At 45.9% G+C, this 21,492-nt stretch carries 26 protein-coding genes; 10 read left to right on the forward strand and 16 right to left on the reverse strand.

The window, feature by feature from the left end; genetic code table 11:
* Window positions 1–12 precede the first annotated feature (12 nt).
* Window positions 13–1,020, reverse strand: coding sequence for a fatty acid desaturase family protein (locus S2091_RS16730; protein WP_243405463.1), 1,008 nt, complete (start codon window positions 1,018–1,020; stop codon window positions 13–15).
* 28 nt (window positions 1,021–1,048) lie between these two features.
* Window positions 1,049–2,497: a coniferyl aldehyde dehydrogenase gene (locus S2091_RS16735; RefSeq protein WP_105533096.1), complete on the reverse strand. Its 1,449-nt coding sequence runs from the start codon at window positions 2,495–2,497 to the stop codon at window positions 1,049–1,051.
* Window positions 2,498–2,773: 276 nt separating this feature from the next.
* Here S2091_RS16735 and S2091_RS16740 point away from each other — a divergent pair, with 276 nt between their 5' ends.
* The 3 genes from S2091_RS16740 (at window position 2,774) to S2091_RS16745 (ending at window position 3,788) form a co-directional block, all read left to right on the forward strand.
* The gene (locus S2091_RS16740) at window positions 2,774–3,376 is read left to right on the forward strand and encodes a hypothetical protein (RefSeq protein WP_105533097.1); all 603 of its coding nucleotides are present in this window, start codon (window positions 2,774–2,776) and stop codon (window positions 3,374–3,376) included.
* Entirely contained in the window at window positions 3,357–3,539 is a 183-nt protein-coding gene (locus S2091_RS23875; protein WP_133166932.1) for a hypothetical protein, read from the forward strand. Before S2091_RS16740 ends, S2091_RS23875 begins: the two co-directional genes overlap by 20 nt.
* A gap of 156 nt (window positions 3,540–3,695) precedes the next feature.
* Window positions 3,696–3,788, forward strand: coding sequence for a CopG family antitoxin (locus tag S2091_RS16745; RefSeq protein WP_243405464.1), 93 nt, complete (start codon window positions 3,696–3,698; stop codon window positions 3,786–3,788).
* Window positions 3,789–3,909: 121 nt separating this feature from the next.
* Here S2091_RS16745 and arsC read toward each other — a convergent pair whose 3' ends face one another.
* The 5 genes from arsC to S2091_RS16770 form a co-directional block, all read right to left on the reverse strand.
* Window positions 3,910–4,338: an arsenate reductase (glutaredoxin) gene (arsC, locus tag S2091_RS16750; RefSeq protein WP_207769736.1), complete on the reverse strand. Its 429-nt coding sequence runs from the start codon at window positions 4,336–4,338 to the stop codon at window positions 3,910–3,912.
* Window positions 4,339–4,359: 21 nt separating this feature from the next.
* Entirely contained in the window at window positions 4,360–5,076 is a 717-nt protein-coding gene (locus S2091_RS16755) for an aquaporin (RefSeq protein WP_105533100.1), read from the reverse strand.
* Window positions 5,073–5,420 (reverse strand): ArsR/SmtB family transcription factor, encoded by a 348-nt coding sequence (locus S2091_RS16760; RefSeq protein WP_105533101.1) that lies wholly within the window; start codon window positions 5,418–5,420, stop codon window positions 5,073–5,075. The genes S2091_RS16755 and S2091_RS16760 overlap by 4 nt, the downstream gene beginning before the upstream one ends.
* 365 nt (window positions 5,421–5,785) lie before the next feature.
* The gene (locus S2091_RS16765; protein ID WP_105533102.1) at window positions 5,786–6,988 is read right to left on the reverse strand and encodes an acetylornithine transaminase; all 1,203 of its coding nucleotides are present in this window, start codon (window positions 6,986–6,988) and stop codon (window positions 5,786–5,788) included.
* A 238-nt stretch (window positions 6,989–7,226) separates the two neighbouring features.
* On the reverse strand, window positions 7,227–8,246 hold the full coding sequence (locus S2091_RS16770; protein ID WP_105533103.1) for a CDP-6-deoxy-delta-3,4-glucoseen reductase: 1,020 nt from the start codon (window positions 8,244–8,246) through the stop codon (window positions 7,227–7,229).
* Between the two features lie 12 nt (window positions 8,247–8,258).
* On the opposite strand from S2091_RS16770, the gene S2091_RS16775 reads away from it, so the two are divergent.
* The 3 genes from S2091_RS16775 to S2091_RS16785 all read left to right on the forward strand — a co-directional run bounded on the left by S2091_RS16775 (window position 8,259) and on the right by S2091_RS16785 (window position 9,832).
* A complete protein-coding gene (locus S2091_RS16775) occupies window positions 8,259–9,152 on the forward strand; it encodes a Rossmann-fold NAD(P)-binding domain-containing protein (RefSeq protein ID WP_105533104.1) in 894 nt (297 codons plus the stop codon).
* A gap of 81 nt (window positions 9,153–9,233) precedes the next feature.
* Window positions 9,234–9,482 carry an AbrB/MazE/SpoVT family DNA-binding domain-containing protein gene (locus S2091_RS16780; protein WP_105533105.1) on the forward strand — a complete coding sequence of 83 codons (249 nt, stop codon included), beginning with the start codon at window positions 9,234–9,236 and terminating at the stop codon, window positions 9,480–9,482.
* The gene (locus S2091_RS16785) at window positions 9,482–9,832 is read left to right on the forward strand and encodes a type II toxin-antitoxin system PemK/MazF family toxin (RefSeq protein WP_105533106.1); all 351 of its coding nucleotides are present in this window, start codon (window positions 9,482–9,484) and stop codon (window positions 9,830–9,832) included. The genes S2091_RS16780 and S2091_RS16785 overlap by 1 nt, the downstream gene beginning before the upstream one ends.
* An 87-nt stretch (window positions 9,833–9,919) precedes the next feature.
* Here the strand turns inward: S2091_RS16785 and S2091_RS16790 are convergent, their stop codons facing one another.
* Window positions 9,920–10,411: a YajQ family cyclic di-GMP-binding protein gene (locus tag S2091_RS16790; protein WP_105533107.1), complete on the reverse strand. Its 492-nt coding sequence runs from the start codon at window positions 10,409–10,411 to the stop codon at window positions 9,920–9,922.
* 331 nt (window positions 10,412–10,742) lie between these two features.
* On the opposite strand from S2091_RS16790, the gene murB reads away from it, so the two are divergent.
* Window positions 10,743–11,765 carry a UDP-N-acetylmuramate dehydrogenase gene (gene murB / locus S2091_RS16795; protein ID WP_105533108.1) on the forward strand — a complete coding sequence of 341 codons (1,023 nt, stop codon included), beginning with the start codon at window positions 10,743–10,745 and terminating at the stop codon, window positions 11,763–11,765.
* 135 nt (window positions 11,766–11,900) lie between these two features.
* Here the strand turns inward: murB and S2091_RS16800 are convergent, their stop codons facing one another.
* From S2091_RS16800 to argF, 3 genes are all read right to left on the reverse strand, one after another.
* Window positions 11,901–12,464: a Spy/CpxP family protein refolding chaperone gene (locus S2091_RS16800; protein ID WP_105533109.1), complete on the reverse strand. Its 564-nt coding sequence runs from the start codon at window positions 12,462–12,464 to the stop codon at window positions 11,901–11,903.
* A gap of 226 nt (window positions 12,465–12,690) precedes the next feature.
* Window positions 12,691–13,920, reverse strand: a complete 1,230-nt coding sequence (locus S2091_RS16805; protein WP_105533110.1) for an argininosuccinate synthase — start codon at window positions 13,918–13,920, stop codon at window positions 12,691–12,693.
* A gap of 45 nt (window positions 13,921–13,965) precedes the next feature.
* A complete protein-coding gene (argF, locus tag S2091_RS16810) occupies window positions 13,966–14,889 on the reverse strand; it encodes an ornithine carbamoyltransferase (protein WP_105533111.1) in 924 nt (307 codons plus the stop codon).
* A gap of 478 nt (window positions 14,890–15,367) precedes the next feature.
* Here argF and S2091_RS16815 point away from each other — a divergent pair, with 478 nt between their 5' ends.
* Complete coding sequence (locus S2091_RS16815; RefSeq protein WP_105533112.1) at window positions 15,368–15,988, forward strand: LysE/ArgO family amino acid transporter; 621 nt, start codon at window positions 15,368–15,370, stop codon at window positions 15,986–15,988.
* Window positions 15,989–16,047: 59 nt separating this feature from the next.
* Here S2091_RS16815 and rsgA read toward each other — a convergent pair whose 3' ends face one another.
* Genes rsgA through S2091_RS16830 form a run of 3 tightly spaced genes read right to left on the reverse strand, consistent with a single transcriptional unit; the run spans window position 16,048 to window position 18,585 of the window.
* Window positions 16,048–16,944 carry a ribosome small subunit-dependent GTPase A gene (gene rsgA, locus S2091_RS16820; RefSeq protein ID WP_105533113.1) on the reverse strand — a complete coding sequence of 299 codons (897 nt, stop codon included), beginning with the start codon at window positions 16,942–16,944 and terminating at the stop codon, window positions 16,048–16,050.
* Window positions 16,944–17,294, reverse strand: a complete 351-nt coding sequence (locus S2091_RS16825) for a 4a-hydroxytetrahydrobiopterin dehydratase (RefSeq protein WP_207769733.1) — start codon at window positions 17,292–17,294, stop codon at window positions 16,944–16,946. The genes rsgA and S2091_RS16825 overlap by 1 nt, the downstream gene beginning before the upstream one ends.
* Window positions 17,287–18,585, reverse strand: a complete 1,299-nt coding sequence (locus tag S2091_RS16830) for a M48 family metallopeptidase (RefSeq protein WP_105533115.1) — start codon at window positions 18,583–18,585, stop codon at window positions 17,287–17,289. Before S2091_RS16830 ends, S2091_RS16825 begins: the two co-directional genes overlap by 8 nt.
* A gap of 122 nt (window positions 18,586–18,707) precedes the next feature.
* Between S2091_RS16830 and orn the strand changes: the two genes are divergently transcribed.
* Complete coding sequence (gene orn / locus S2091_RS16835) at window positions 18,708–19,289, forward strand: oligoribonuclease (RefSeq protein ID WP_105533116.1); 582 nt, start codon at window positions 18,708–18,710, stop codon at window positions 19,287–19,289.
* A gap of 83 nt (window positions 19,290–19,372) precedes the next feature.
* Here orn and S2091_RS16840 read toward each other — a convergent pair whose 3' ends face one another.
* On the reverse strand, window positions 19,373–20,071 hold the full coding sequence (locus S2091_RS16840) for a UPF0149 family protein (RefSeq protein ID WP_105533124.1): 699 nt from the start codon (window positions 20,069–20,071) through the stop codon (window positions 19,373–19,375).
* Between the two features lie 120 nt (window positions 20,072–20,191).
* On the opposite strand from S2091_RS16840, the gene rpiA reads away from it, so the two are divergent.
* Window positions 20,192–20,863 carry a ribose-5-phosphate isomerase RpiA gene (gene rpiA / locus S2091_RS16845; protein ID WP_105533117.1) on the forward strand — a complete coding sequence of 224 codons (672 nt, stop codon included), beginning with the start codon at window positions 20,192–20,194 and terminating at the stop codon, window positions 20,861–20,863.
* Window positions 20,864–20,887: 24 nt separating this feature from the next.
* Here rpiA and S2091_RS16850 read toward each other — a convergent pair whose 3' ends face one another.
* Window positions 20,888–21,406 carry a hypothetical protein gene (locus S2091_RS16850; RefSeq protein ID WP_133166933.1) on the reverse strand — a complete coding sequence of 173 codons (519 nt, stop codon included), beginning with the start codon at window positions 21,404–21,406 and terminating at the stop codon, window positions 20,888–20,890.
* Window positions 21,407–21,492: the final 86 nt, after the last annotated feature.

Here is a 21,492-nt window from a genome sequence, read left to right on the forward strand (position 1 = left end):
TGCATCAGTAAATTAGGATGGCGTGCTAGCCAATTTCAGTACATCCATATAACCCGGTGGTGCAGCAAGATAGCCACGTTCACGTAGCATCTGATGCATCGCAGGTAATTTGAAATACGGTACGGAAGCCATTAAGTGGTGTTCAATATGGTGGTTCACCCTTAATGGTGCAACCGTAGCGCGTGCCAGCAGGCCAGCGCGAGTTGAGCGGGTGTTCAAAAACATATCAGTACTCGCTTCGGTGCAGGCATGTTCGGCAATCGAGCGGATGCGCATAAACAAACTATACGTTGTCAGGTAAGCGCCCAGCCACGCCAAGTACAGCCACGGATAACCTGCCACCGTCAGCAGTGTTATTAATAACAGGTGAAACGCCACGTTTTTCCAACTATTGCGGGCAATGCTTTGCGCATAATCGCGCCAGGTGCGCCCTTCTTGCGGCAGTTTTGCAATGTCACTCGCCACAGTCCAGCGGATCACGCCGGCATTCATCAGCAATAAACCAAATTCACGTTTGATGCCGGAAATCCCTGATAAATCACGGGCAAATTTACGCAACAATGAACTGCGGCTTGTAGGGAAGGGCGCCGACAAACTTTTGTCGGTATCCGCATCGGTACCGGTTTTAATATGGTGCGTTAAATGATGTTGACGATACTGTTTAATATCGACTCCGACCGGGCTGCCACAAACATAATCGGCCAATACATCGTTAAGCCATTTGGTTTTAAACAAAGTACCATGCGATGCATCGTGCATCATAATCGCCAGACTCAGTTGTCGCCCACCTAGAATAATAAAGGCAATACACCACATAAGCGGGTGCGGCCAAACCGCCAGTGCTACAAAAACCAAGGCAATGACACCCCAGGTAAATAACACGGCGCTCCAACCCATCAGGTCGGAACGGGCGGTAAGCTGGCTGATTTCTTCTGCGCTGAAAATATCACGAAGTTTAAGCTTAACTGAGTTACGCATGGCTGAGGTAGGTTTGACTGGGGCTGGGTTGATCTGGCTCATGTTATATCTCGATAATCGTTTTGTGCAGTTAACCGAAAAATTTAATCAGCATGTTAATCACTTTGTTAGCCGATTTTTCATAAGGCGGCAGCATCATTAATTTGATAGCAGAAAATCTGCCTTGATAAAACACTGGTCGCATTTTGGAGAAGGTGGTGAACCCTTCGAGGCCATGATAATGCCCCATGCCGCTAGCACCAACGCCGCCAAAAGGAATGTCATGTTGAGCAACATGCAGCAATGCGGTATTGACCGAAACGCCGCCTGACATGACGCGGGTAATGTAAAAATCCTGCAACGCTTTATCATGTGTGAAAGGGTAAAACGCCAGCGGCCTATCATGGGCATTCACATAATCAACGACTTCCTGCGCATACTGATACGTCTTGATCGGTAACAAGGGGCCGAATATTTCGCGCTGCATAATCTCCATCTCATCCGTGACATTGAAAACCAATGTCAGTGGGAATTTGCGCTGGTTTGCATCTGGTTTGCAATCCTCAAACAGGTTGACTACGCGCGCACCTTTTGCAATGGCGTCATCCAGTGTCGCCTGCAAACGGTCATAAGAACGTTGGTCAATAATTGAGGTGTAATCGTTATGGTTGATGTCTGGATAGCGCTCGGTAACGACGCGCTTTGCTTCCGCCGCAAATACTTCTTCACACCCCGCAGGTAAATAAACGTAATCTACATTGGTGCAGATTTGCCCTGCGTTGAAAGCTTTAACCCACATGATGCGGTCAGCTGCCGTTGCTATCGGAAAATCCGGCCCAACCACAGCGGGTGATTTCCCACCTAACTCCAGCGTTACCGGCGTCAGGTTGCGTGCAGCGCTAGCCATAACGGCTCGACCGGTTTGGCCTGAACCGGTAAAGAATAAATGATCAAATGGCAGGGAAGAAAAAGCGGGTCCACGACCACCGCCATCTTCAAAGAATTGTAATTTTTCTGGCGGGAAGTACTTGGGCGTGATCTCGATTAAAAGACGCGCCAGGTTGGCCGAGTTTTCCGACATTTTCAACATCGCTCGATTACCTGCACCGAAAATTGCCGCGAGTGGCGCAAACGACAGATTAAGCGGGAAATTCCACGGCACGATCACGCCGATTACGCCAAGCGGTTGTGGAATAACCGCAACACTGGACGTTGGATAAAGGATTAAATCAATCTTGCGCTTTTGCGGCCGCATCCATTTTTTTAAATGCTTCAGGTTGTCTTTGATCTCTTGTAATACCACGAAGAATTCAGCGAACAAGGTCTCAAAAGTAGAGCGATTACCGTAATCGGCATTAATTGCGGCGATGAGCGCGTCTTTGTTTTCCTTCAACATGAGCGCCAAATTTTCCAGATCTGCTCTGCGACTGGCATAGCTCGGCACCGGATCAGCAAAATAGGCTGCGCGCTGACGCTGAAAGCATTCAGTAAATTCGACCGGAATAGCTGGAGACAGATGTGTATCTATTGGAGCATTCATATTGTTTTTGTTGAAATGGGGTGAGGCAGATGAAAGCGCAGTGGAGAGCGCCAGCTGTTTATTGCAATCTATTAACTTAAATTAAGTTGGGTAAATAAGCAAATGTTTCGTGGGTATATTGTGCTACTGACGAGCATCTTATTCAACGTGTTTGGATCAGGAGTTATTGAGATGAGATGTGTTCGTCTTAATCTCCTTCTTGACTTGGATAGAAGTTAGTGCAAACATAGGACATATATTGTCCTATGTTTGCATAGTTTTTGCTACTATAACATCATGAAAACTTCTATCAAAGAGCAGATTAAGGCTAGCCTCAAAGCTTCACGGAAGCAAGTTTTCTTGCGAGCTGATTTCACACACTTTGGCGAATACCGGCAAGTCACCCGTGCACTTTCTTCACTCGCCAGTGAAGGGTTAATTAACCGTGTTGGCTATGGAATATATTGCCGAAAAATGGGCAGCGACAGCCAAACAAACCAGATTGTGGGAAAAATAAAAAGCCGGCTAGGAAAACGTGTTAATCGTTTAATCCAGTTAGGTGAAATTTCGATTCGACTGGGGCAACCTCAACCACCTAATGCGCAAGTGTCTTTGGATGCATTTAAATTACGTTTGGCGCAAGAAATTATTCGGCAAGTAGAGTTCTCTGATATACGAGAAAAAAGCCTCGCCAACCTATCCCGCTGGAAATTAAATGGCGTTTGGTCTAGTGCTTACGATGAATGGGAACAATTGATGAAATCAGGAAGCGAGGCCAAAATTATGGCAATAATGATCGGACAGGATGAAGATGCTAACCGCCTGCGCCAATCGGCACCTTACACTGGCTTACTCGATCAGCAAACTGTGGAGCGTGTGCGTGAAGCGACAACAGCTTGAACACTTACTCAGAGCATCTGGAACAATACTCGGCGAAACGCAATTCATCGTTATTGGATCACAATCCATATTGGGGAAATACCCAGAAGCACCTGATGATTTATTAATGTCGATGGAAGCCGATTTTATCCCAAAGAATATGGGGCTAAAACGGAGTCACTGAACACAATCGGCGAGTTATCTGAGTTCCATGATACGCATGGCTACTACGTCGACCCGGTTGATGAAACTACTGCCGTTTTACCAAAAGGTTGGAAGGGCAGGTTAATTAATTTATCCAATCACAAAGACAATTTCTCTACGACTACCTCAGCACCTGTTGGATTCGATCAAAGCGGCAGCAAATTCGCATGATGTTCCTTATCAATCATTGATCAAGGTATGGCTGCAAGAAAAATTGCATAGCTCGTAAGTTGGGCAGATAGGTTTATCTGTCCAGCTTTCTGTGATTGAATAATAAATTCCTTTACTTGGGGGGCGAAGTGTTGGGCTGTTGGCCGAACAAACCGTGCTCTAAGCCAGGTAGATCGAGGTTACATAGAGACACGTCGCCCCTCCGTATTAATCACTTTCTCCCCATCCTCTTTAGTGAATTCTTTTAATTGCGGTAGCGGCAGAATATCCAGCACCAATTCAGACGGGCGGCATAGTTTAGTTCCGAGTGGCGTTTCGACGATCGGGCGGTTGATCAGAATCGGATGCGCGAGCATGAAGTCGATTAAGGTAGCATCGGTCAAGTTTGGATCATCCAGATTCAATTCGTCATATGGCGTGCCTTTTTTCCGGAGCAGGTCGCGCACCGGGATATTCATCGCCGCTATCAGTTCGACTAATTTACTTCTGGACGGAGGGTTAATCAGATATTCAATAATTTCCGGTTCTACGCCGGTATTGCGGATTAGCTCAAGCGTATTACGTGAAGTGCCGCATTGTGGATTATGGTAAATCGTGACTGTCATGATGATGAGCTTTCTCGAATAATGTTAACACTGCTTTTTGGTCAAATCACTGGAAGTGATCGTTCCGCCATTTGTTGAGTTCTTTGGTGTAGTCGAATAAATCCAGCCAAATAACAACGTCGCTGCAAATGCGCCAAGCAACTGGGCAAGAATAAATCCGGGTGTATCGGACGGGCGAATACCAGCAAACGTGTTGGTGGCGGCGCGTGCCAAAGTCACTGCTGGATTGGCAAATGAGGTTGATGAAGTGAACCAGTAGGCCGCTGTAATGTAAGCTGCAACGGCAAATGGAGTAACGCCAGGGCGGCTGCGCGAACAGCCAATAATTACAGCGATGAGTCCAAAGGTCGCCACGAATTCGCTCCACCATTGTGCTGGCCCTGTGCGTATGTGTTCCGACGCAAAGAGCAGCGGCAAGTTAAACATGCCATCCGCCGCAGCGACACCAGCAAAGGCGCCGATAATCTGGATCGCTATATATGGCGCGACTTCTGTCATTGGTATATTTTTCTGCCAAGCTTCTGAGAGCGTTACAACAGGGTTGAAATGCGCGCCAGATATTGGGCCAAACATCAGGATCAATGCGACTAAACCGGCACCTGTAGCAAGCGCATTAGCCAGCAGTGCAACGGCAACATTAGCGCCGGATAATCGTTCCGCCATAATGCCGGAACCAACCACGACCGCCAGCAACAATGCGGTTCCCAAACCTTCCGCTACTAATCGACGTGTCAGGTTCATTCTGCGACCTCGCTAATTTTAGCGCTAGTGCTTTTGGGTGTGCAAACAGGGCTGCAAGGATTGCCGCCGCAGCAGTTTTCGGTGAGAAATCCGATCAAACCATTCATTGTGATGAAGTTGGCGCTGTAGATAACGAAGCGGCCTTCCTGGCGTGATGTGATCAAATCTGCATACGACATTTCTTTTAAATGGAATGACAAGGACGATGGCGGAACACCGACATGTTCACTGATTTTAGTGGCAGCCATACCTTCTGGGCCTGCTTGTACCAGGGCGCGAAACACGGCTAAGCGTGATTCTTGAGCCAGGGCAGCTAATGCAGAAATAACATTTTTGGTTTCCATCGATGTGCTCTCAGTTAATTCAATGATTCGATAATAGTGGAAGTATGGAATAAATTCAAATTAAACTTAAGAGAAATTGGTATTTTATCTTGGGGTTAATGCTGTCCAGATATGTCAATGACAATAAGACGCCACTCCAGCGCAGGCGGAGCCCAGAGTTGGCACGGTAAATTGTTCAATAAGTAATTCGCTGCTGGATGATTTAGTGAGGGGGAAATATCTAGCCGTTAATACCGTTGCAGGCTCTCACGTGCCACTGGATTCACGCCTGCGCGGGAATGACGTTAATGTATGTTGAGCTTAATTGAATTGAACGGTATTAACTCCTACTGACAATATGAAAACCTTAAATCAATAGCGTGAAGCTATTCCGTCGCTTCAATCATTTCCACTTGAATTAAACCAGCTAACAAATTAATCATCTGATCAATTTCAGCATTCGTGACATTCAGAGCAGGCATAAAGCGTAGCAAATCCGGCTTTGGCGAATTAAGCAGTAAACCAACCGGCTCTAAATTACGCGCGGCTTCCACAATTTTGGAGCCAATCGGCGTACCTAATTTTAAGGCGCGTAATAAACCTTCACCGCGTTCTCCCTGCAAACCAAAACGATCCGAAAGCGCTTGCAGTTGCTGGCTTAAATAGGCGCTTTTTTCGCGGACAGAAGGCATAAATTCCGGGCGTAACAATTCCTTAAATACGGCTGCACCAACCGCTGTCATCAGCGGATTTCCGCAGTAAGTTCCGCCTTGGTCACCCGGTACAAAACACGCTACTTCGGCGCGACATAACAGGGCTGATAACGGTACGCCAGCGCCTATGCCTTTGGCCAAGGTCATTATGTCGGGCTCAATTTGGGCGAGTTGATATGCGAATAGTTCGCCGCAACGCCCGATACCGGTTTGAACTTCATCCACGATCAATAGAATCTGATGTTTTTCGGTCAGCGCGCGCAACGCTTGCATGAATTCTCGGCTGGCAGGTAATACACCGCCTTCGCCTTGTACCGGTTCTAACATGACGGCAACCGTGTTGGCGGTGATGCATTGTTCAACTGAGGCGATGTCGTTTAATTCGGCCTTAACAAAACCACTGACTTGTGGCGCAAAAATAGTGTCCCAACCGGGTTTGCCCGAGGCGGACATCATCGCTAAGGTGCGGCCGTGAAAGCCGTGGTCAAAGGTAATAATTTCAAATGCGCCATTTTTGTTGAGCTGGCCCCATTTGCGCGCTAATTTAACCGCGCCTTCATTGGCTTCTGCGCCGCTATTGGCAAAAAATACTTTATCAAAGCAGGAGTTTTCAACCAGTAAATTGGCGAATTCCAGCATAGGTTGATTATAAAAAGCGGGCGACGGATTAATCAGTTTTTTTGCTTGTTCTGTCAACGCATCCACTACGCATTGCGGTGAGTGCCCTAAACAATTTACCGCCCAGCCTTGCATGAAATCTAAATACTTTTTGCCATTATGGTCACTCAACCACATGCCATGACCTTCGGTAAATACAATTTCAGGTCGCGCGGTAATGAACATGAGCGCATCCGTATCAGCCAAATTAAATTCCATACAAGCTCCAATCAAAAGAACGGTTAAAAAATAAGACGAAAAAAAAGCCACAGGTTGGAGCCTGTGGCTTTGCATGCGGTTTGAATGTTTATTAACGTTGCGTGCAACCAGGCTCGATCAGCGGCAAGCTACGTCGAGCACTATTTGATGAGGTAACGTTGATAAAATTTTTCATGGGCAAAGTGTAGATTTATTTGTGCACTGCGTCAAAACATTTTTTAACGCATAACGTTAAGTGTTACGCCAAATCCGCTTCAGAAATAAACGAGTCGGCATAAAACTCTTCAACAGGTAATTTAGCCAATGCCACAAAATCACGTTTGGCCGAATCCACTACGATCGGCGCGCCACAGGCGTACACTTGAACGCCGGATAAGTCGCTAAAGTCATCCAATACGGCACGGTGTACAAAACCGTTGCGGCCAATCCAATTATCTTCCGGTGTTGCGTCTGATACGACCGGTACATAACTGAAATTAGGAATGTTAGCTGCCCAATCCAAACAGAGTTGGTGCATGTATAAATCAGCAGGGCGACGGCCACCCCAATACAAAGTCATTGGACGAGTAATTTTTTGTTCTACCACGTATTCGATGATGGCTTTGATCGGCGCGAAACCGGTACCGGACGCTAATAGCACCATCGGTTTATCGCTATCTTCACGCAGGTAAAAAGTACCTTGAGGTCCTTCAATACGCAAAATATCGCGCTCTTTTAACGTGCTAAAAACCTGGTCGGTAAATAAACCGCCCGGCATGTGGCGAATGTGCAGACTGATTTGGTCGCTGGTATGCGCGGCGTTGGCCATGCTGTAGCTGCGGCGTTTTCCGTCACGTAGCAAAAATTCGATATACTGCCCGGCGTGGTAAACAAATTTTTCGGTGGCAGGCAGTTGCAGGCAAACCAGCATCACGTCGTGGGATAATTTTTCTATTTTAGCGATGCGGGTCGGTAGTTTTTTGCTAGCAAATTCACCGGCTTCCACTTCGCGAGCTTCGATCGTTACGTCGGATTGTGGTTTGGCGCAGCAAAACAGTGATAAACCCTGTTGTTCTTCCGCCGGCGTCAAGGTTTTTTCCTGATGTTTGTTGAGAACGGTTTGTCCGGATAAAATTCGTCCCTTACACGCACCGCATGCGCCATTTTTACAGCCATGTGGCAAGACCAGGCCAACACGTAAAGCGGCCGCTAATACAGTTTCATCAGCGCCGCACTCAAATTGGCGGCCGCTTGGGCTAACAGTTACTTGAAAAGTCATATCATCCTGCACATGAAAAAAAATCAAAAATGTAAAAAAATCGGTCTGCCACGAGTCTTAATTGTGGGCTGTGGCGACATTGGGATGCGTATTTTACCGCTTTTAGGTGCGCATTTCAGAGTCTTTGCTGTTACTAGCCAAGCGAGCCGTTGTGAAGAGCTGCGCGCTGCTGGTGCAATTCCCTTGATCGCTAATTTAGATGAGCCCGCAACATTGGCGCGTTTAGCTGGTTTGGCATCATTAATTATTTATTTGGCACCGCCGCCGTCAGAAGGTGTAAGTGATACGCGCAGTCGTCATTTGGCTGCGCTTTTATCACGCCGTTGTTGTTTGGTTTATGTCAGCACTTCGGGTGTTTATGGTGATTGTGGTGGTGCGTTGATAGCTGAAACACGTACCGTGAAGCCGCATAATTTACGGGCAGTGCGGCGTGTGGATGCGGAACAGGTTTGGCGGTTGTGGGCGCGGCGTACCGGGTCGGCTTTAAGTATTTTGCGGGTGCCGGGGATTTATGCGGCGGATCGGTTGCCGCTTGAGCGGCTTAAAAAAGGTTTGCCTGCGTTATTGCCGGAACAGGATGTATTTACTAATCATATTCATGCCGATGATTTGGCGCGTTTGGTGATGCAGGCTTTGTTTTACGGAAGCCCGAACCGGGTTTATCACGCCGTGGATGACAGTTGTTTGTTGATGGGGGAATACTTTGATTTGGTGGCGGATCGGGTAGGTTTGCCTCGCGTGCCGCGATTGGCTCGGGATGAATTGGTGTTGCAGGTTAGTCCGGCGATGTTGTCGTTTATGGGGGAGTCGCGGAGGATGAGTAATTTGCGGATTAAGGGGGAGTTGGGGTTTAGGTTGCGTTATCCTTCTGTTGTAGATGGCGTGGTGGGGATAGGCGTGGTCTAACTGAAAGTCCTACTTGTGTATGATTTTAAGTCCTACTATAATAAAACTTATGGTGAAACTTATGAAGCGTATGGAGGTGTTATGTTGCAAACGTTAAGACGCGCAGGTGGTTCACTTGTCATGACAGTGCCAAAGGCATTCATTGAACAAAACAATCTTCAAGATGGTTCGCAGGTGGAGCTTTCTTTAGAAGGACATCGTATGACGATTGATGCTCCAACAAAGCGTCGATATAAGCTTGATGCATTGTTGGCTGAAATGCCTGCTGGAAAACTTCCGATGGTTGAAGGGTGGGATGATATGAAACCAGCCGGATTGGAAGTTTTGTAATGGCGGCTTATATTCCTAGTCGAGGTGATATTGTTCACTTGCAATTTGACCCCGCTTCAGGTCAAGAAATGAAGGGAGCTCATTTTGGATTGGTCATCAGTCAAAAGGCGTTCAATGCACGTGGCTTGGCGATGATTTGCCCTATATCGCAAGGTGCAGCAGCGTCAGCAAGAACGCATGGCACAGTGGTTACTTTGATGGGATTAGGAGTTGATACACAAGGCGCTGTTCATTGCCATCAAATCAAGTCGCTTGATTGGGCGCTGCGCAAGGCGAAGTTTAAAGAGAAAGTGACACGGGATATTGTCGATGATGTTGCGGCGCGCGTTGAAGCAATTATTTTTGAATGAAGTGTCGGAACACGTGCGGGTGAGTACGGCAATGTACACACCCGTTACGGTCAAAGCCAATTGTAATTTTTTCTGAGATCCAGGTTTTTAATCCCTGAAATTATTAAATTCCAACGGCAAATCTTTAATTTCTTTTTTAAGCATCGCCATTGCGTCTTGCAGATCGTCGCGTTTTGCGCCTGTTACGCGAACAGCGTCGCCTTGGATGCTGGCTTGGACTTTTAATTTGCTGTCTTTGATTACTTTAACGATCTTTTTAGCGTCGTCGCTTTCAATACCGTTTTTGATTTTGATGACTTGCTTGACTTTGTCGCCACCAATTTTGTCTATTTTGCCCATGTCAAGAAAACGCACGTCTACTTTACGTTTTCCCATTGTTTGGGTCAGTTCTATGATGATTTGTTCAAGATGAAAGTCGGAATCGCCAAATACGATGACTTCGCGTTCTTTTTCTTTAAGTTCGATCTTGGCGCTTGTTCCTTTGAGGTCGAAGCGATTGGTGATTACTTTGTTTGATTGCGTAACTGCATTTTTTACTTCTTCCATACTGGCTTCAGAAACAGTGTCAAATGAGGGCATGGCTTATCCTTTGTGAAAGTGCTATCAACAGAAGCGCTATTTTAACCGAGAATTTTCATTAGGACGTAGCCGAGGGCCTTCTTTTTAGGTCGTCTGGCAAGGCGCGCCGACGATGCGGCCTATATGCCGCAAGGAGAAGTAACGCAGTCCAGGCGGCATAAAAAGGAGGCAATTGGCTATGTAGCGTTGTGTGCAAGCGATGAGCGTGTTTTTTGTCGGAAGGTTAATGTTTATCATCATCTACACGAAGTAGTAGCGACCTAATGGAAAATCTCGGTTTAACGTAACAGCAGGGCGCAATACTAGCTTATCCAGTTTATAATCCTGCGCTATGTCTTCTAGCCTACACCTCCAATCTGCCGTTTCTTTACAATCTTTCACTACTTTTGGGATTGCGGCTTCTGCCCGTCATTATTTACGCGTGAATGAGTTATCTCAATTGCAGCAAATTAGCTTGCTTCCCGAATTAGCGGGTTTGCCGCGTTTGATTTTGGGAGGAGGTAGTAATTTGATCCTGACCCAAGACTTTCCTGGCGTGGTCGTGCATATGGCTTTGGAAGGGCGTGAATGTGTTTCTGAAGATGCTCAATTTGTTTATGTGCGGGCTGCTGCCGGAGAGGTTTGGCATGATTTTGTGCAATGGACATTGGCGCAAGGTTGGGGTGGATTAGAGAATTTATCGTTAATACCGGGCAGTGTCGGTGCCGCGCCGATTCAAAATATCGGCGCTTATGGCGTTGAGATTAAAGACTATTTTCATTCCTTAAGCTGGCTGGAATTCGCCAGCGGGAAAATACATACCTTCACACTAGCAGAGTGCCAGTTCGCTTACCGTGACAGCGTGTTTAAACATGCTTTGCGCGACCAAGGTGTGATTCTGGATGTGACCTTCGCGTTAGCCAAGCAATGGCAGGCCAAGCTCGGTTACGGCGACGTTGCGCAAGCTTTGCAGGGAATTAAGTCGCCAACGCCGAAGCAAGTCAGTAATGCGATTTGTGCGATCCGTTTAAGCAAATTGCCGGACCCTAGTGTGATTGGAAACGCCGGTAGCTTTTTTAAAAATCCGCTTGTGTCCGTCGAATTTCGGAATGCATTAATCGCGCGTTGCCCGGGTTTAGTCAGTTATCTGCAAACTGACGGTCAGTACAAACTAGCCGCTGGTTGGTTGATTGAGCAAGCCGGTTGGAAAGGGCGGGCTCTAGGAAAAGTTGCTGTATATGCAAAACAGGCGCTGGTATTAGTGAATTTGGGCGGCGCAACGGGCGCTGAAGTTGTGGCACTAGCGCAGGCTATTCAGGCGGATGTGATGCAAAAGTTTGGTGTGCAGTTAGAAGTTGAGCCAGTGTTTGTATAGTGTTTTAGCCTGAAAATCCGCGTAAAAAATGCAAAAATAGGGTGTTTTCATATCTAAAGTATTCTGAAAAGTTGATTTAAAAAAGGCCGGAGTTTAATCAAACTCCGGCCTTTTACTTTAAATCAACAGCGCTAATTATTGCTTTGTCGCTGCTGCTGGCGCTTGATCCACTTTATGTTCCCCTTGTGGAACACCGTGATGGTGGTGCCAATGATGATGATGGTGGTGGTGACGGTGCTTCATAAAACGTGCTACATGCTTATCCATCGTTACTTGCTGCTCAGGTGTCAGTACAGCATAAAACGCTTTCAATGAAGTCAGCAGTGTTTGCATTTGAGCCTGATGTTTTTGCATCATTGCCAAGTGTTTTTCCAGGCGTTCTGGCGCAGACATTTTTTCCATATCGGCATGTGCTGGCATTTCATGACGTTGCGCCATCATTGCGTCTCGTTGTTGATGCAGGCTTTCAGTGAACGTTTTCCAGGCGGGTTCTTGTGCCGCAGTGATTTTCAACGAATCGTGCAATTTAGCTTCATGCATAGCTTGGAATTTAGCCATTTGTGCATGGCGACATTCTTCTTTGTTTGCCTGATCTTTACAGCTATTCCATTGATGCTCTTGCGCGCCTGCCAGTAGCGCAAAAGAAGCCAGGCCGATTGCGGCACAAGCATGAACCAATCGTTGTTTCATGTTGCTCATAAATTTCTCCTTAGTGTAGTCGGTTGCAAAATAACGGCGCACGAATCGTTTGTGCTTGGCTGTATCTTAGAGCGCGTATATGTCACTAAAGTGTCGAGGTTTGTTGATTTTGTATCGACGTGTATCGATAGCAAGATGTACCGATTTTGTTGGATAAGTTAAAAACAAAAATGCCACTGCGAGAGTGGCATTTGATCTAACTTTATTTTAGGAGTTGCAGCAAACTTTATTTGCGACGCGCGCGAGCGTTCGCGGCAATCCGCATCCGTAACGCGTTTAATTTAATAAAGCCGCCAGCATCTGCTTGGTTATACGCGCCGCCATCTTCATCAAACGTAGCGATAGTCATGTCAAACAAAGAGTCGGTTTTAGAGTCGCGCGACATGGTTGTCACATTGCCTTTGTACAGTTTCAAACGTACCCAGCCGTTCACGCATTGTTGGGTATGATCGATTAAGGTTTGCAGAGCAATTCGCTCTGGAGCCCACCAGTAGCCGTTATAAATCAGGCTGGCGTAACGTGGCATTAAATCGTCTTTTAAATGCGCCACTTCGCGATCTAAAGTAATCGATTCAATTGCACGATGCGCGCGCAGCATAATCGTACCGCCCGGGGTTTCATAGCAGCCGCGTGACTTCATTCCAACATAGCGGTTTTCTACTAAATCCAAACGACCAATACCGTGTTTGCCGCCCAAGCGATTCAGCTCGGTTAATACGGTTGCTGGTGACATGCGCACGCCATTCAGCGCGACGATATCACCGTGTTCAAATTCCACATCTAAAAATTCAGCTTGGTCTGGCGCCGCTTCCGGGCTGACAGTCCAACGCCACATTGATTCTTCAGCTTCGGCACTTGGGTTTTCTAAATGGCGGCCTTCAAAACTGATGTGCAACAGGTTGGCGTCCATTGAATACGGAGCGCCGCCGTTTTTGTGTTTCATGTCAATTTCAATGCCGGCATCTTGTGCGTATTTCAGCAGTTTTTCACGTGACAGCAAATCCCATTCGCGCCATGGAGCAATCACTTTGACATTAGGCATTAAGGCATACGCACCTAATTCAAAACGCACTTGGTCGTTACCTTTTCCGGTTGCGCCGTGTGAAATTGTGTCCGCACCAGTAGCTTTGGCGATGTCAATTAAACGCTTGGCGATCAGCGGGCGGGCAATTGATGTACCGAGTAAATATTCGCCTTCATAGACGGTATTGGCACGGAACATCGGAAAAACGAAGTCGCGCACGAATTCTTCACGCAGATCGTCAATGTAAATATTTTCTGGTTTGATACCGAATTTCAGTGCCTTTTGGCGCGCCGGTTCCAGCTCTTCACCCTGGCCTAAATCGGCGGTGAAGGTGATGATTTCGCATTTGTAATTATCTTGCAGCCATTTCAAAATAACCGAGGTATCCAGGCCGCCTGAATATGCGAGAACTACTTTATTAATATCGCTCATGATTTTCTCAATAAAAGGGAGGTGCTTGTTTAATCTGACAATCTATTAATCTGGGCTTACAACTTTTCCTATGACCAGGTATTCCAGCAAAGCTTTTTGAATATGTAAACGGTTTTCAGCTTCATCCCACACCACAGATTGCGGCCCGTCGATCACTTCTGCCGACACTTCTTCGCCACGGTGCGCTGGCAGGCAATGCATAAATAACGCGTCTGGTTGAGCGCGCGCCATTTTTGCGGCATCGACTATCCATCCGTCAAACGCCGTTAACCGCGCCTGATTTTCAGCTTCATAGCCCATGCTGGTCCAAACGTCGGTGGTCACTAAAGACGCACCGACACAAGCGTCGCTTGGATTGGTAAATAAGGTGTAATTGGTTTGTGATTTTGGAATACGCGACAAGTCAACTTCGTAGCTTTTAGGCGTAGAAATATTCAGATGGAAGCCAAAAATTTGCGCTGCTTGCAGCCATGAATACAGCATATTGTTCGCGTCACCGACCCAAGCCACACTTTTACCGGTGAGTGCTCCACGATGCTCAATAAACGTAAATACATCGGCAAACACTTGGCAGGGATGATGTTCGTTGGTCAGGCCATTAATCACCGGCACGCGAGAATTAGCGGCAAAGCGCTCAATAATGTCTTGGCCAAAAGTACGGATCATGATGATGTCGCACATGCGCGAAATTACTTGTCCGGCATCTTCCACCGGTTCACCGCGTCCGAGTTGGCTGTCGCGAGTATTCAAATAAATCGCCGCGCCACCTAGTTGGTGCATGCCTGCTTCAAACGATAAGCGAGTACGGGTGGAGTTTTTTTCAAAGATCATCACCAAAGTGCGGTCAATTAGCGGGTGATAGATTTGATATTCTTTGAATTTGCGTTTAATGATGCGCGCACGTTCCATGACATAGTGATACTCATCTAACGTTAAGTCAGACATCTGCAAGAAGTGTTTGATTGCCATAAGTGGATTAGCGAGCTTGAGCGGGGAATGCTTTCCGCGTTGCGCTGTTGTGAAAGTCGAACTTGATTATAGGGGATTATTTGCGTTTATGCCTCGTCTTGCTTGCTATAACAATGAATTATTCAGTTATTTAATTAAAAAACAAAATTAAATTCTTAATAAATTAAATTTTTATTGATATTAATTACTTTGATGATTCTGTGAAACCTTGTCTTAATTGAAATAATAAAATTTAATGACGGAACTTTTTAATTTGGAGTACACCATGCAAAGGTGAAATCGAGCGTGTTAATCGATAGCCGTGGTAGTTATTCATTTACTATTTTGTACGTCGGTTGCATTTAAGGCTATTTAAAAATATACAATTTATTCAATCCAAGCTACATTGATTGGCCTGTTATTTTGTTGTTCTGTGCTCGAAAGGCGAAGTGTTAATCTCAGCCGGTTTTTGATAAATATGAATATTCCAGAGTAAAAAATGCAAAATCCCTCAATAGTTCTGCAAGGCTTCCTTTTTGGTATCGGTTTGTTCGCCGCTATGGGGCCCAAAGATTCGTTCCTAATCAAGCAAGCCTTAATCGGTCGGTACCTACCAATTCTGGTTTTTATTTGTGTCGCTTCCGACATTCTATTGATTACCTTAGGAGTAGCTGGCATTGGCCGACTCGTCGCTCAATCAGCGGGTTTGCTCACTGTTGCCGTATGGGGCGGAGCTGCTTATTTATTTTGGTATGGTGGGAAAACACTGTTAGCGGCGCTGACAAATAAATCCATGCCAAGTGATACCAAAGTCGACTACGGTACTTCGCTAAGATCGGTTTGTCTCACGGCGCTTACCCTGTCGCTCTTTAATCCCTATGCCTTGATCGATACTCTGCTTGTGATTGGCCCGATTAGCGGTAGTATGCCCGACGATGTTCGTTGGTTTTTTGCGTTTGGTGCAATGATGGCTTCCTTGCTTTGGTTTTCTGTACTGACCATCGGCACGACATTTTTAAGGCGGTTTTTTCTACAAGCTGTGATGTGGCGTGTGCTTGATACTATAATCGCGTCCATCATGTTTTATTTGGGAATACAGCTGCTGCTCTTTTATCGGTAAATGTGCATTCCCGATAGCCGCAATCGGGAGTGCATCACATTAAAATTAATCGATAGTACCTATTTATAACCGAGCGTTTGCGCCGCTTCATGCACCAATTGCTCATACATATCATGACGCATTTTGCTGATTTCCCCAGTTTTGATCGCCGCTAAAACAGCGCAACCGGGTTCGGTGTGATGATGACAATTGTAGAATTTGCATTGCCCTAAATGTGGGCGAAACTCAGGAAAAGCACGTTCCAGCATGCCTTCGCTTAAATGATGTAAACCAAATTCCTGAAAACCCGGTGAATCAATAATGATGCTGCGCTCATTTAAATGGTAAGACCGTACAAATGTGGTGGTGTGTTTGCCGGTATTTAAAGCCGCTGAAATCTCACGCGTAGCGATTGCTGCATCAGGTATCAGCAAGTTGATCAGCGAAGATTTCCCCATGCCGGATTGGCCGATTAAAATCGTTGATTGTCCTTCAAGCAGCGGCATTAATATATCTAATGTTTGCTGCGGATTGGTTTTTGCTGAAACAAAATGTACCGGATAATCTAATTTTTGATATATTTCCAAGCGTTTTTTTGCTGCTGGCAATAAGTCAAGAACGTCGATTTTATTCAAGACTAAATGCGGCTTAATGCCGCCAGCTTCAGCAGCGACCAAGGCGCGACAAATTAAATCATCGGAGAAGCCTGGTTCGGTGGCGACCACAATAAATAGTTGGCTTAAATTAGCCGCCAATAGTTTGGAGCGATATTGGTCTGAGCGATACAGCAAAGTTTTGCGCTCGGTAATTGCCTCAATTACGCCTTGGTTTTTTGAGGTGAGTTTATATTCCACCACGTCGCCCACCGCCACGTCACTCTTTTTGCCGCGAGTAACGCAGTTGAACAGCATCTCTTCGGCTTCAACCAGATAATGTCGGCCATGTGCTGCCATGACCGTGCCAAACAATTTAGACATCAAGAGAACGATTGTTGAAATACGGTTTCAACTTTGGCGGCGCAAATAAAATCGTTTTCCGATAAACCACCACGTCCGCCATTGACACTGTGGGTATCGAATTTAATCACGCATTGCTGATAAGTCAGCGTAATTTCAGGATGATGATCTTCAACGTGAATCACATAGGCAATGGCGTTCATGAAGGCCAGCGTTTCGTAGTAATTTTTAAATTTATATGTTTTAACGATGCGATTGCCTGCAGCTTCCCAACCGGGTACGGCGGCTAGATAAGCCGCCAATTCTGTGTCAGCCAAGGCTGTTTCTGTGTGCTGGCATTTGCGGGCTAATAGTTCACGAGTACTAGGCATGATGTTCTTTCGCGTTATTTAATTGATAGTGATTATTCAGATGATTGATGCGTACTGCAGCCGATGGATGGCTGTCATAAAAAGTGGAATACATCGGATCAGGCGTTAAGGTTGATGCGTTGTCATCATACATTTTGACCAGGGCAGAAATTAAGTCATCCGCTTTCGTATGATAGGCGGCAAAATCGTCGGCTTCAAATTCATGTTTACGTGAAGTGATGGCGCTGATCGGCGAGAAGAAGAAGGTAAATAATGGCAATGTCAGCATAAATAATAACAATGCCATCGCATCATTACTGTTATTAGTACCGATTAGCAGTGGGTCAACACCGAGCCCGGTATAAAACCAAACTTGTTCCTTCAAAAAACCGAGCAAAGCTAAAAAGCCCAAAGACAAGATGAAGATCAGCACGATGCGCTGCACGATATGCTTCTTTTTAAAATGGCCGAGTTCATGCGCTAATACCGCTTCAATTTCTTGCGGTGCTAATCGTTCGATTAAGGTATCAAAAAACACGATGCGTTTCGATGCGCCAAAGCCGGAAAAATAAGCATTGCCATGTGCGCTGCGTTTGGAGCCGTCCATAATAAACAGCCCTTTAGACGCAAAGCCGGTGCGCTGCATTAAGCCTTCAATACGGGCTTTTAAACTTTCATCTTCAAGCGGTTTGAATTTATTGAATAACGGAGCAATCACGCTAGGGTAGAGCACCATCATCAGCAGCTGAAATCCGCTCCAAACCAGCCATGCATACAGCCACCACAAGTCGCCGGCGCTGCCCATTAATTTCAGCACTACCCAGCATAATGGCAAGCCAATTGCGGCACCGATCACGCTATTTTTAATCATGTCAGTAAAAAATAGACGCACAGTCATTTTGTTAAAGCCAAATTTTTCTTCCAGCACAAATTGACGGTAATAATCCATTGGTAGATCGATCAGGCTAGTAATGAAGGCAAAACTCACCAACAAGCCAATCTGATAGCTCATTCCAGTGCCAAGTAATGGTATTAAGTGGGTAGATAGCCATTGCAAGCCGCCAAACAGGGTAAGCGCCAACAAAATTAGCGCGCCTAAAAACAGGTCGATTATTCCTAATTTTGCTTTGGCTATGGTGTAATCAGCTGCTTTTTGATGGGATGCCAGTGTTATTTTTTCGGCAAATTGAGCCGGAACCGTAGCGCGGTGCTGTTGAACAAAGCGAATTTGACGTGAAGCCAGCCAAAAACGACATCCTAAGGTCAAACTTAAGAAAACAATGAACAATACTGAAAATGCGAATGAATCCATGCTGCTCCTGTGAGAAAATAGCGCATTAATGAAGTGTGGATGGTTTGGATGTATGCCACGCTACTTTTGCTTATTAGTTTGAATACGAAGTTTATATACGTGCAACGCGCCAAGGAATAATTATGTCACAAGCCAGTATTTTACCTGCAACTCCTGTAGTCAAGCCCAATGAATTTAATTTGGTCTGGCTTGACATGGAAATGACAGGACTTGACCCAGATACCGATCGCATCATAGAAGTTGCTGTGATCGTGACTGATATGGAATTGAATATTTTGGCAGAAGGCCCAGTATTTGCGATTCATCAATCCGATGAAACTCTGGATAAAATGGATAACTGGAACAAAGGTACTCACGGCCGTTCTGGCTTGATCGACCGGGTAAAAGCCTCCACGGTAACGGAAGCGGAAGCGGAAATTGCCTTGATTGCCTTCCTGAAAAAATATGTTCCCGCCGGAAAATCACCGATGTGCGGCAATTCAATTTGCCAAGATCGCCGCTTCATGGTGCGCGGCATGCCGAAACTGGAAGCCTATTTCCATTACCGCAATCTGGATGTTTCCACCATTAAAGAACTATGCCGTCGCTGGAAGCCTGAGTTAATTAAAGGTTTTAAAAAGCACCAAATGCATACAGCTTTAGCGGATATTATTGAATCGGTGGAAGAGTTGCGCTACTACCGTGAACATTTTATTGTTCCGTAAAAGCAGTTGGAATGAAAAAAAACCGTCACAGCTAAACAGCTTGTGACGGTTTTTTTATTGCGTATACATTAATACGCGCTAAATCAATGCACTGTAGGTCCAGCGCCGCAGCAGTTTTTATATTTCTTGCCGCTACCGCAATTACAGACATCATTGCGACCTTGTTTTGGGGTATCACGTTTAATAGTGCTAACGCCGGAAGTGCGCAATGGCAGCCAATATTGGTATAAATGCGGAATCGCCGCTTCTACTTCAATCGCTAATTTATGGCATTTTACGGGTTCATCTACTAACTTCATCTCTTCTTCGCTAATTTCATCTGCGCCGAGTAAGTAGATCGGGCGTAATAACGGTTCTAACGAAGATGATTTGATCGTTTCCCATGCATCAGCACGGAGTTGCATCCCTTCCCAGAAGCCCCATGCCCAAGCTTCACCATCAATAATTTCTTTACCGTTTAACTCATAAACGCAAAACAGCGGTTCAAATTCTTTCGGTGCGACTTCAAAAGTGATGATGACTTCATTCATAAAACGCGCGATTAAACTAATAATTCGCTCGGAGTGTTTTTCAGAATCAAACTTAGGCTCCGCTTCGCCTTCCAGGCCCCAGACATTCGGTAACCATTCAGATAATGGAATAAATTCAGGCCCGATGGTAATCGCAGTCAAGTAACCATGCAGCGCATCCATGGTCATTCCTTCATCTCCGACTGCATCCGACATTAAAAAGTTATCAAGTTCGTCAAATTCTTTATCTGATAGTGGTTGATCTAAATGCATGGTAAACCCTTGTTGGCGGAAAATACTGGCAGTGTATCGCTTTGCCGTTGTTTTGTGTGGAACAGAAGAGCATGAACCAGTAAAATAGCGCACATCTATTATCAGCTTCAGGACACCGCAATGACCCAAGATGAACTCAAACAAGCCGTGGCGCGTGCCGCAATTCAATATGTAGTAGCCGGACAAATTGTCGGCGTTGGAACTGGCTCCACCGCCAATTTTTTCATCGACGAACTGGCAAAAATAAAAGACAAAATCCCCGGCGCAGTCGCCTCCTCAGAAGCCACCGCTGCCCGTTTGCGTAGCCACGGCATTAAAGTGCTGGACTTAAATGAAGTCACTTCCATGCCGGTCTATATCGATGGCGCGGATGAAATTGACGCCAGCGGCGCGATGATCAAAGGTGGCGGCGCCGCATTAACCCGCGAAAAAATCGTCGCTTCAGTCGCCGAAAAGTTCGTCTGCATCGCTGATGGTTCAAAACTGGTGAACGTACTGGGCAAATTCCCGCTACCTATCGAAGTCATCCCAATGGCGCAAGCCGTGGTAGCACGTCAATTAAGTTTGCTAGGCGGCGAGCCTAAATTACGGATGAAAGATGGTAAACCTTTGTTGACCGATAACGGAAATGTGATTTTGGATGTGCATGAGCTGGAAATCACTAATCCAGTTGCGATGGAAGCGGTGATGAATAATATCGTCGGAGTTGTGACGGTGGGTTTGTTTGCTAAGCAGGGCGCGAATGTGTGTTTGCTGGGAATGGCGGATGGGGTTAAAACGCTGACGTTTTGATGCGGATTAATTACGCGTGACTTACTACAATTTGCACTTATCAGTTAGTGCTCCGTAGGTGATTGGGATTAGTCTTGCCAATCCTGTGAAGATACTATTGTCAGCATATGTTGTCTTGCAATCTTTTTTTGCCCCTCGTTCTGCGGCATCGGCTAAGTGTGTTTCAAGTGAGCCAGTTAAAGTTTCATTGCCTTGCGTTTTTTCTTGCGGGGATCTAATCCTGTTTTTATCATCAACCACCGCTTGGTTTCGTAAGGCTTCGAGATCAAGTCGGTTCGGACTTTCTGTTGGGGCTAAGGGCACGGCAGGATTTTCAGAGGTGCTGGGAGTTTGCTCACCAGTTATTGCGATTGAATGCGTAAGCTTTTGCAAATGAATTGTTGGTATGTGCGATGTTGCCTGTTTTTCTGTTTCCAATGGCGGTTTTGTACGTATAGGCACGATATTTGTTAATACCATATATTTTATTGATTCATGGACGTACTGTAGTTTTTCCCTTTTATGTTTAGACGTGGGACATAGGTAACGGGTGTATCCAGACATGGGTAACACATTTAAGCCGAATTAGTTGCAGCGCGCAAGTCGATTTTAAGAATCTTCTGGCGACAGTAAAATATATTAAATACACC

The organism is Solimicrobium silvestre (genome assembly GCF_002976435.1).
GTDB classification, from domain to species: Bacteria; Pseudomonadota; Gammaproteobacteria; order Burkholderiales; family Burkholderiaceae_D; genus Solimicrobium; species Solimicrobium silvestre.

Coding starts and splice junctions, on each gene's coding strand:
- S2091_RS16730 (WP_243405463.1), bottom strand. CDS start 1,020: ATGAGCCAGATCAACCCAGCCCCAGTCAAACCTACCTCAGCCATGCGT.
- S2091_RS16735 (WP_105533096.1), bottom strand. CDS start 2,497: ATGAATGCTCCAATAGATACACATCTGTCTCCAGCTATTCCGGTCGAA.
- S2091_RS16740 (WP_105533097.1), top strand. CDS start 2,774: ATGAAAACTTCTATCAAAGAGCAGATTAAGGCTAGCCTCAAAGCTTCA.
- S2091_RS16755 (WP_105533100.1), bottom strand. CDS start 5,076: ATGAACCTGACACGTCGATTAGTAGCGGAAGGTTTGGGAACCGCATTG.
- S2091_RS16760 (WP_105533101.1), bottom strand. CDS start 5,420: ATGGAAACCAAAAATGTTATTTCTGCATTAGCTGCCCTGGCTCAAGAA.
- S2091_RS16765 (WP_105533102.1), bottom strand. CDS start 6,988: ATGGAATTTAATTTGGCTGATACGGATGCGCTCATGTTCATTACCGCG.
- S2091_RS16770 (WP_105533103.1), bottom strand. CDS start 8,246: ATGACTTTTCAAGTAACTGTTAGCCCAAGCGGCCGCCAATTTGAGTGC.
- S2091_RS16775 (WP_105533104.1), top strand. CDS start 8,259: ATGAAAAAAAATCAAAAATGTAAAAAAATCGGTCTGCCACGAGTCTTA.
- S2091_RS16780 (WP_105533105.1), top strand. CDS start 9,234: ATGTTGCAAACGTTAAGACGCGCAGGTGGTTCACTTGTCATGACAGTG.
- S2091_RS16785 (WP_105533106.1), top strand. CDS start 9,482: ATGGCGGCTTATATTCCTAGTCGAGGTGATATTGTTCACTTGCAATTT.
- S2091_RS16790 (WP_105533107.1), bottom strand. CDS start 10,411: ATGCCCTCATTTGACACTGTTTCTGAAGCCAGTATGGAAGAAGTAAAA.
- murB (WP_105533108.1), top strand. CDS start 10,743: ATGTCTTCTAGCCTACACCTCCAATCTGCCGTTTCTTTACAATCTTTC.
- S2091_RS16800 (WP_105533109.1), bottom strand. CDS start 12,464: ATGAGCAACATGAAACAACGATTGGTTCATGCTTGTGCCGCAATCGGC.
- S2091_RS16805 (WP_105533110.1), bottom strand. CDS start 13,920: ATGAGCGATATTAATAAAGTAGTTCTCGCATATTCAGGCGGCCTGGAT.
- argF (WP_105533111.1), bottom strand. CDS start 14,889: ATGGCAATCAAACACTTCTTGCAGATGTCTGACTTAACGTTAGATGAG.
- S2091_RS16815 (WP_105533112.1), top strand. CDS start 15,368: ATGCAAAATCCCTCAATAGTTCTGCAAGGCTTCCTTTTTGGTATCGGT.
- rsgA (WP_105533113.1), bottom strand. CDS start 16,944: ATGTCTAAATTGTTTGGCACGGTCATGGCAGCACATGGCCGACATTAT.
- S2091_RS16825 (WP_207769733.1), bottom strand. CDS start 17,294: ATGCCTAGTACTCGTGAACTATTAGCCCGCAAATGCCAGCACACAGAA.
- S2091_RS16830 (WP_105533115.1), bottom strand. CDS start 18,585: ATGGATTCATTCGCATTTTCAGTATTGTTCATTGTTTTCTTAAGTTTG.
- orn (WP_105533116.1), top strand. CDS start 18,708: ATGTCACAAGCCAGTATTTTACCTGCAACTCCTGTAGTCAAGCCCAAT.
- S2091_RS16840 (WP_105533124.1), bottom strand. CDS start 20,071: ATGCATTTAGATCAACCACTATCAGATAAAGAATTTGACGAACTTGAT.
- rpiA (WP_105533117.1), top strand. CDS start 20,192: ATGACCCAAGATGAACTCAAACAAGCCGTGGCGCGTGCCGCAATTCAA.
- S2091_RS16850 (WP_133166933.1), bottom strand. CDS start 21,406: ATGTCTGGATACACCCGTTACCTATGTCCCACGTCTAAACATAAAAGG.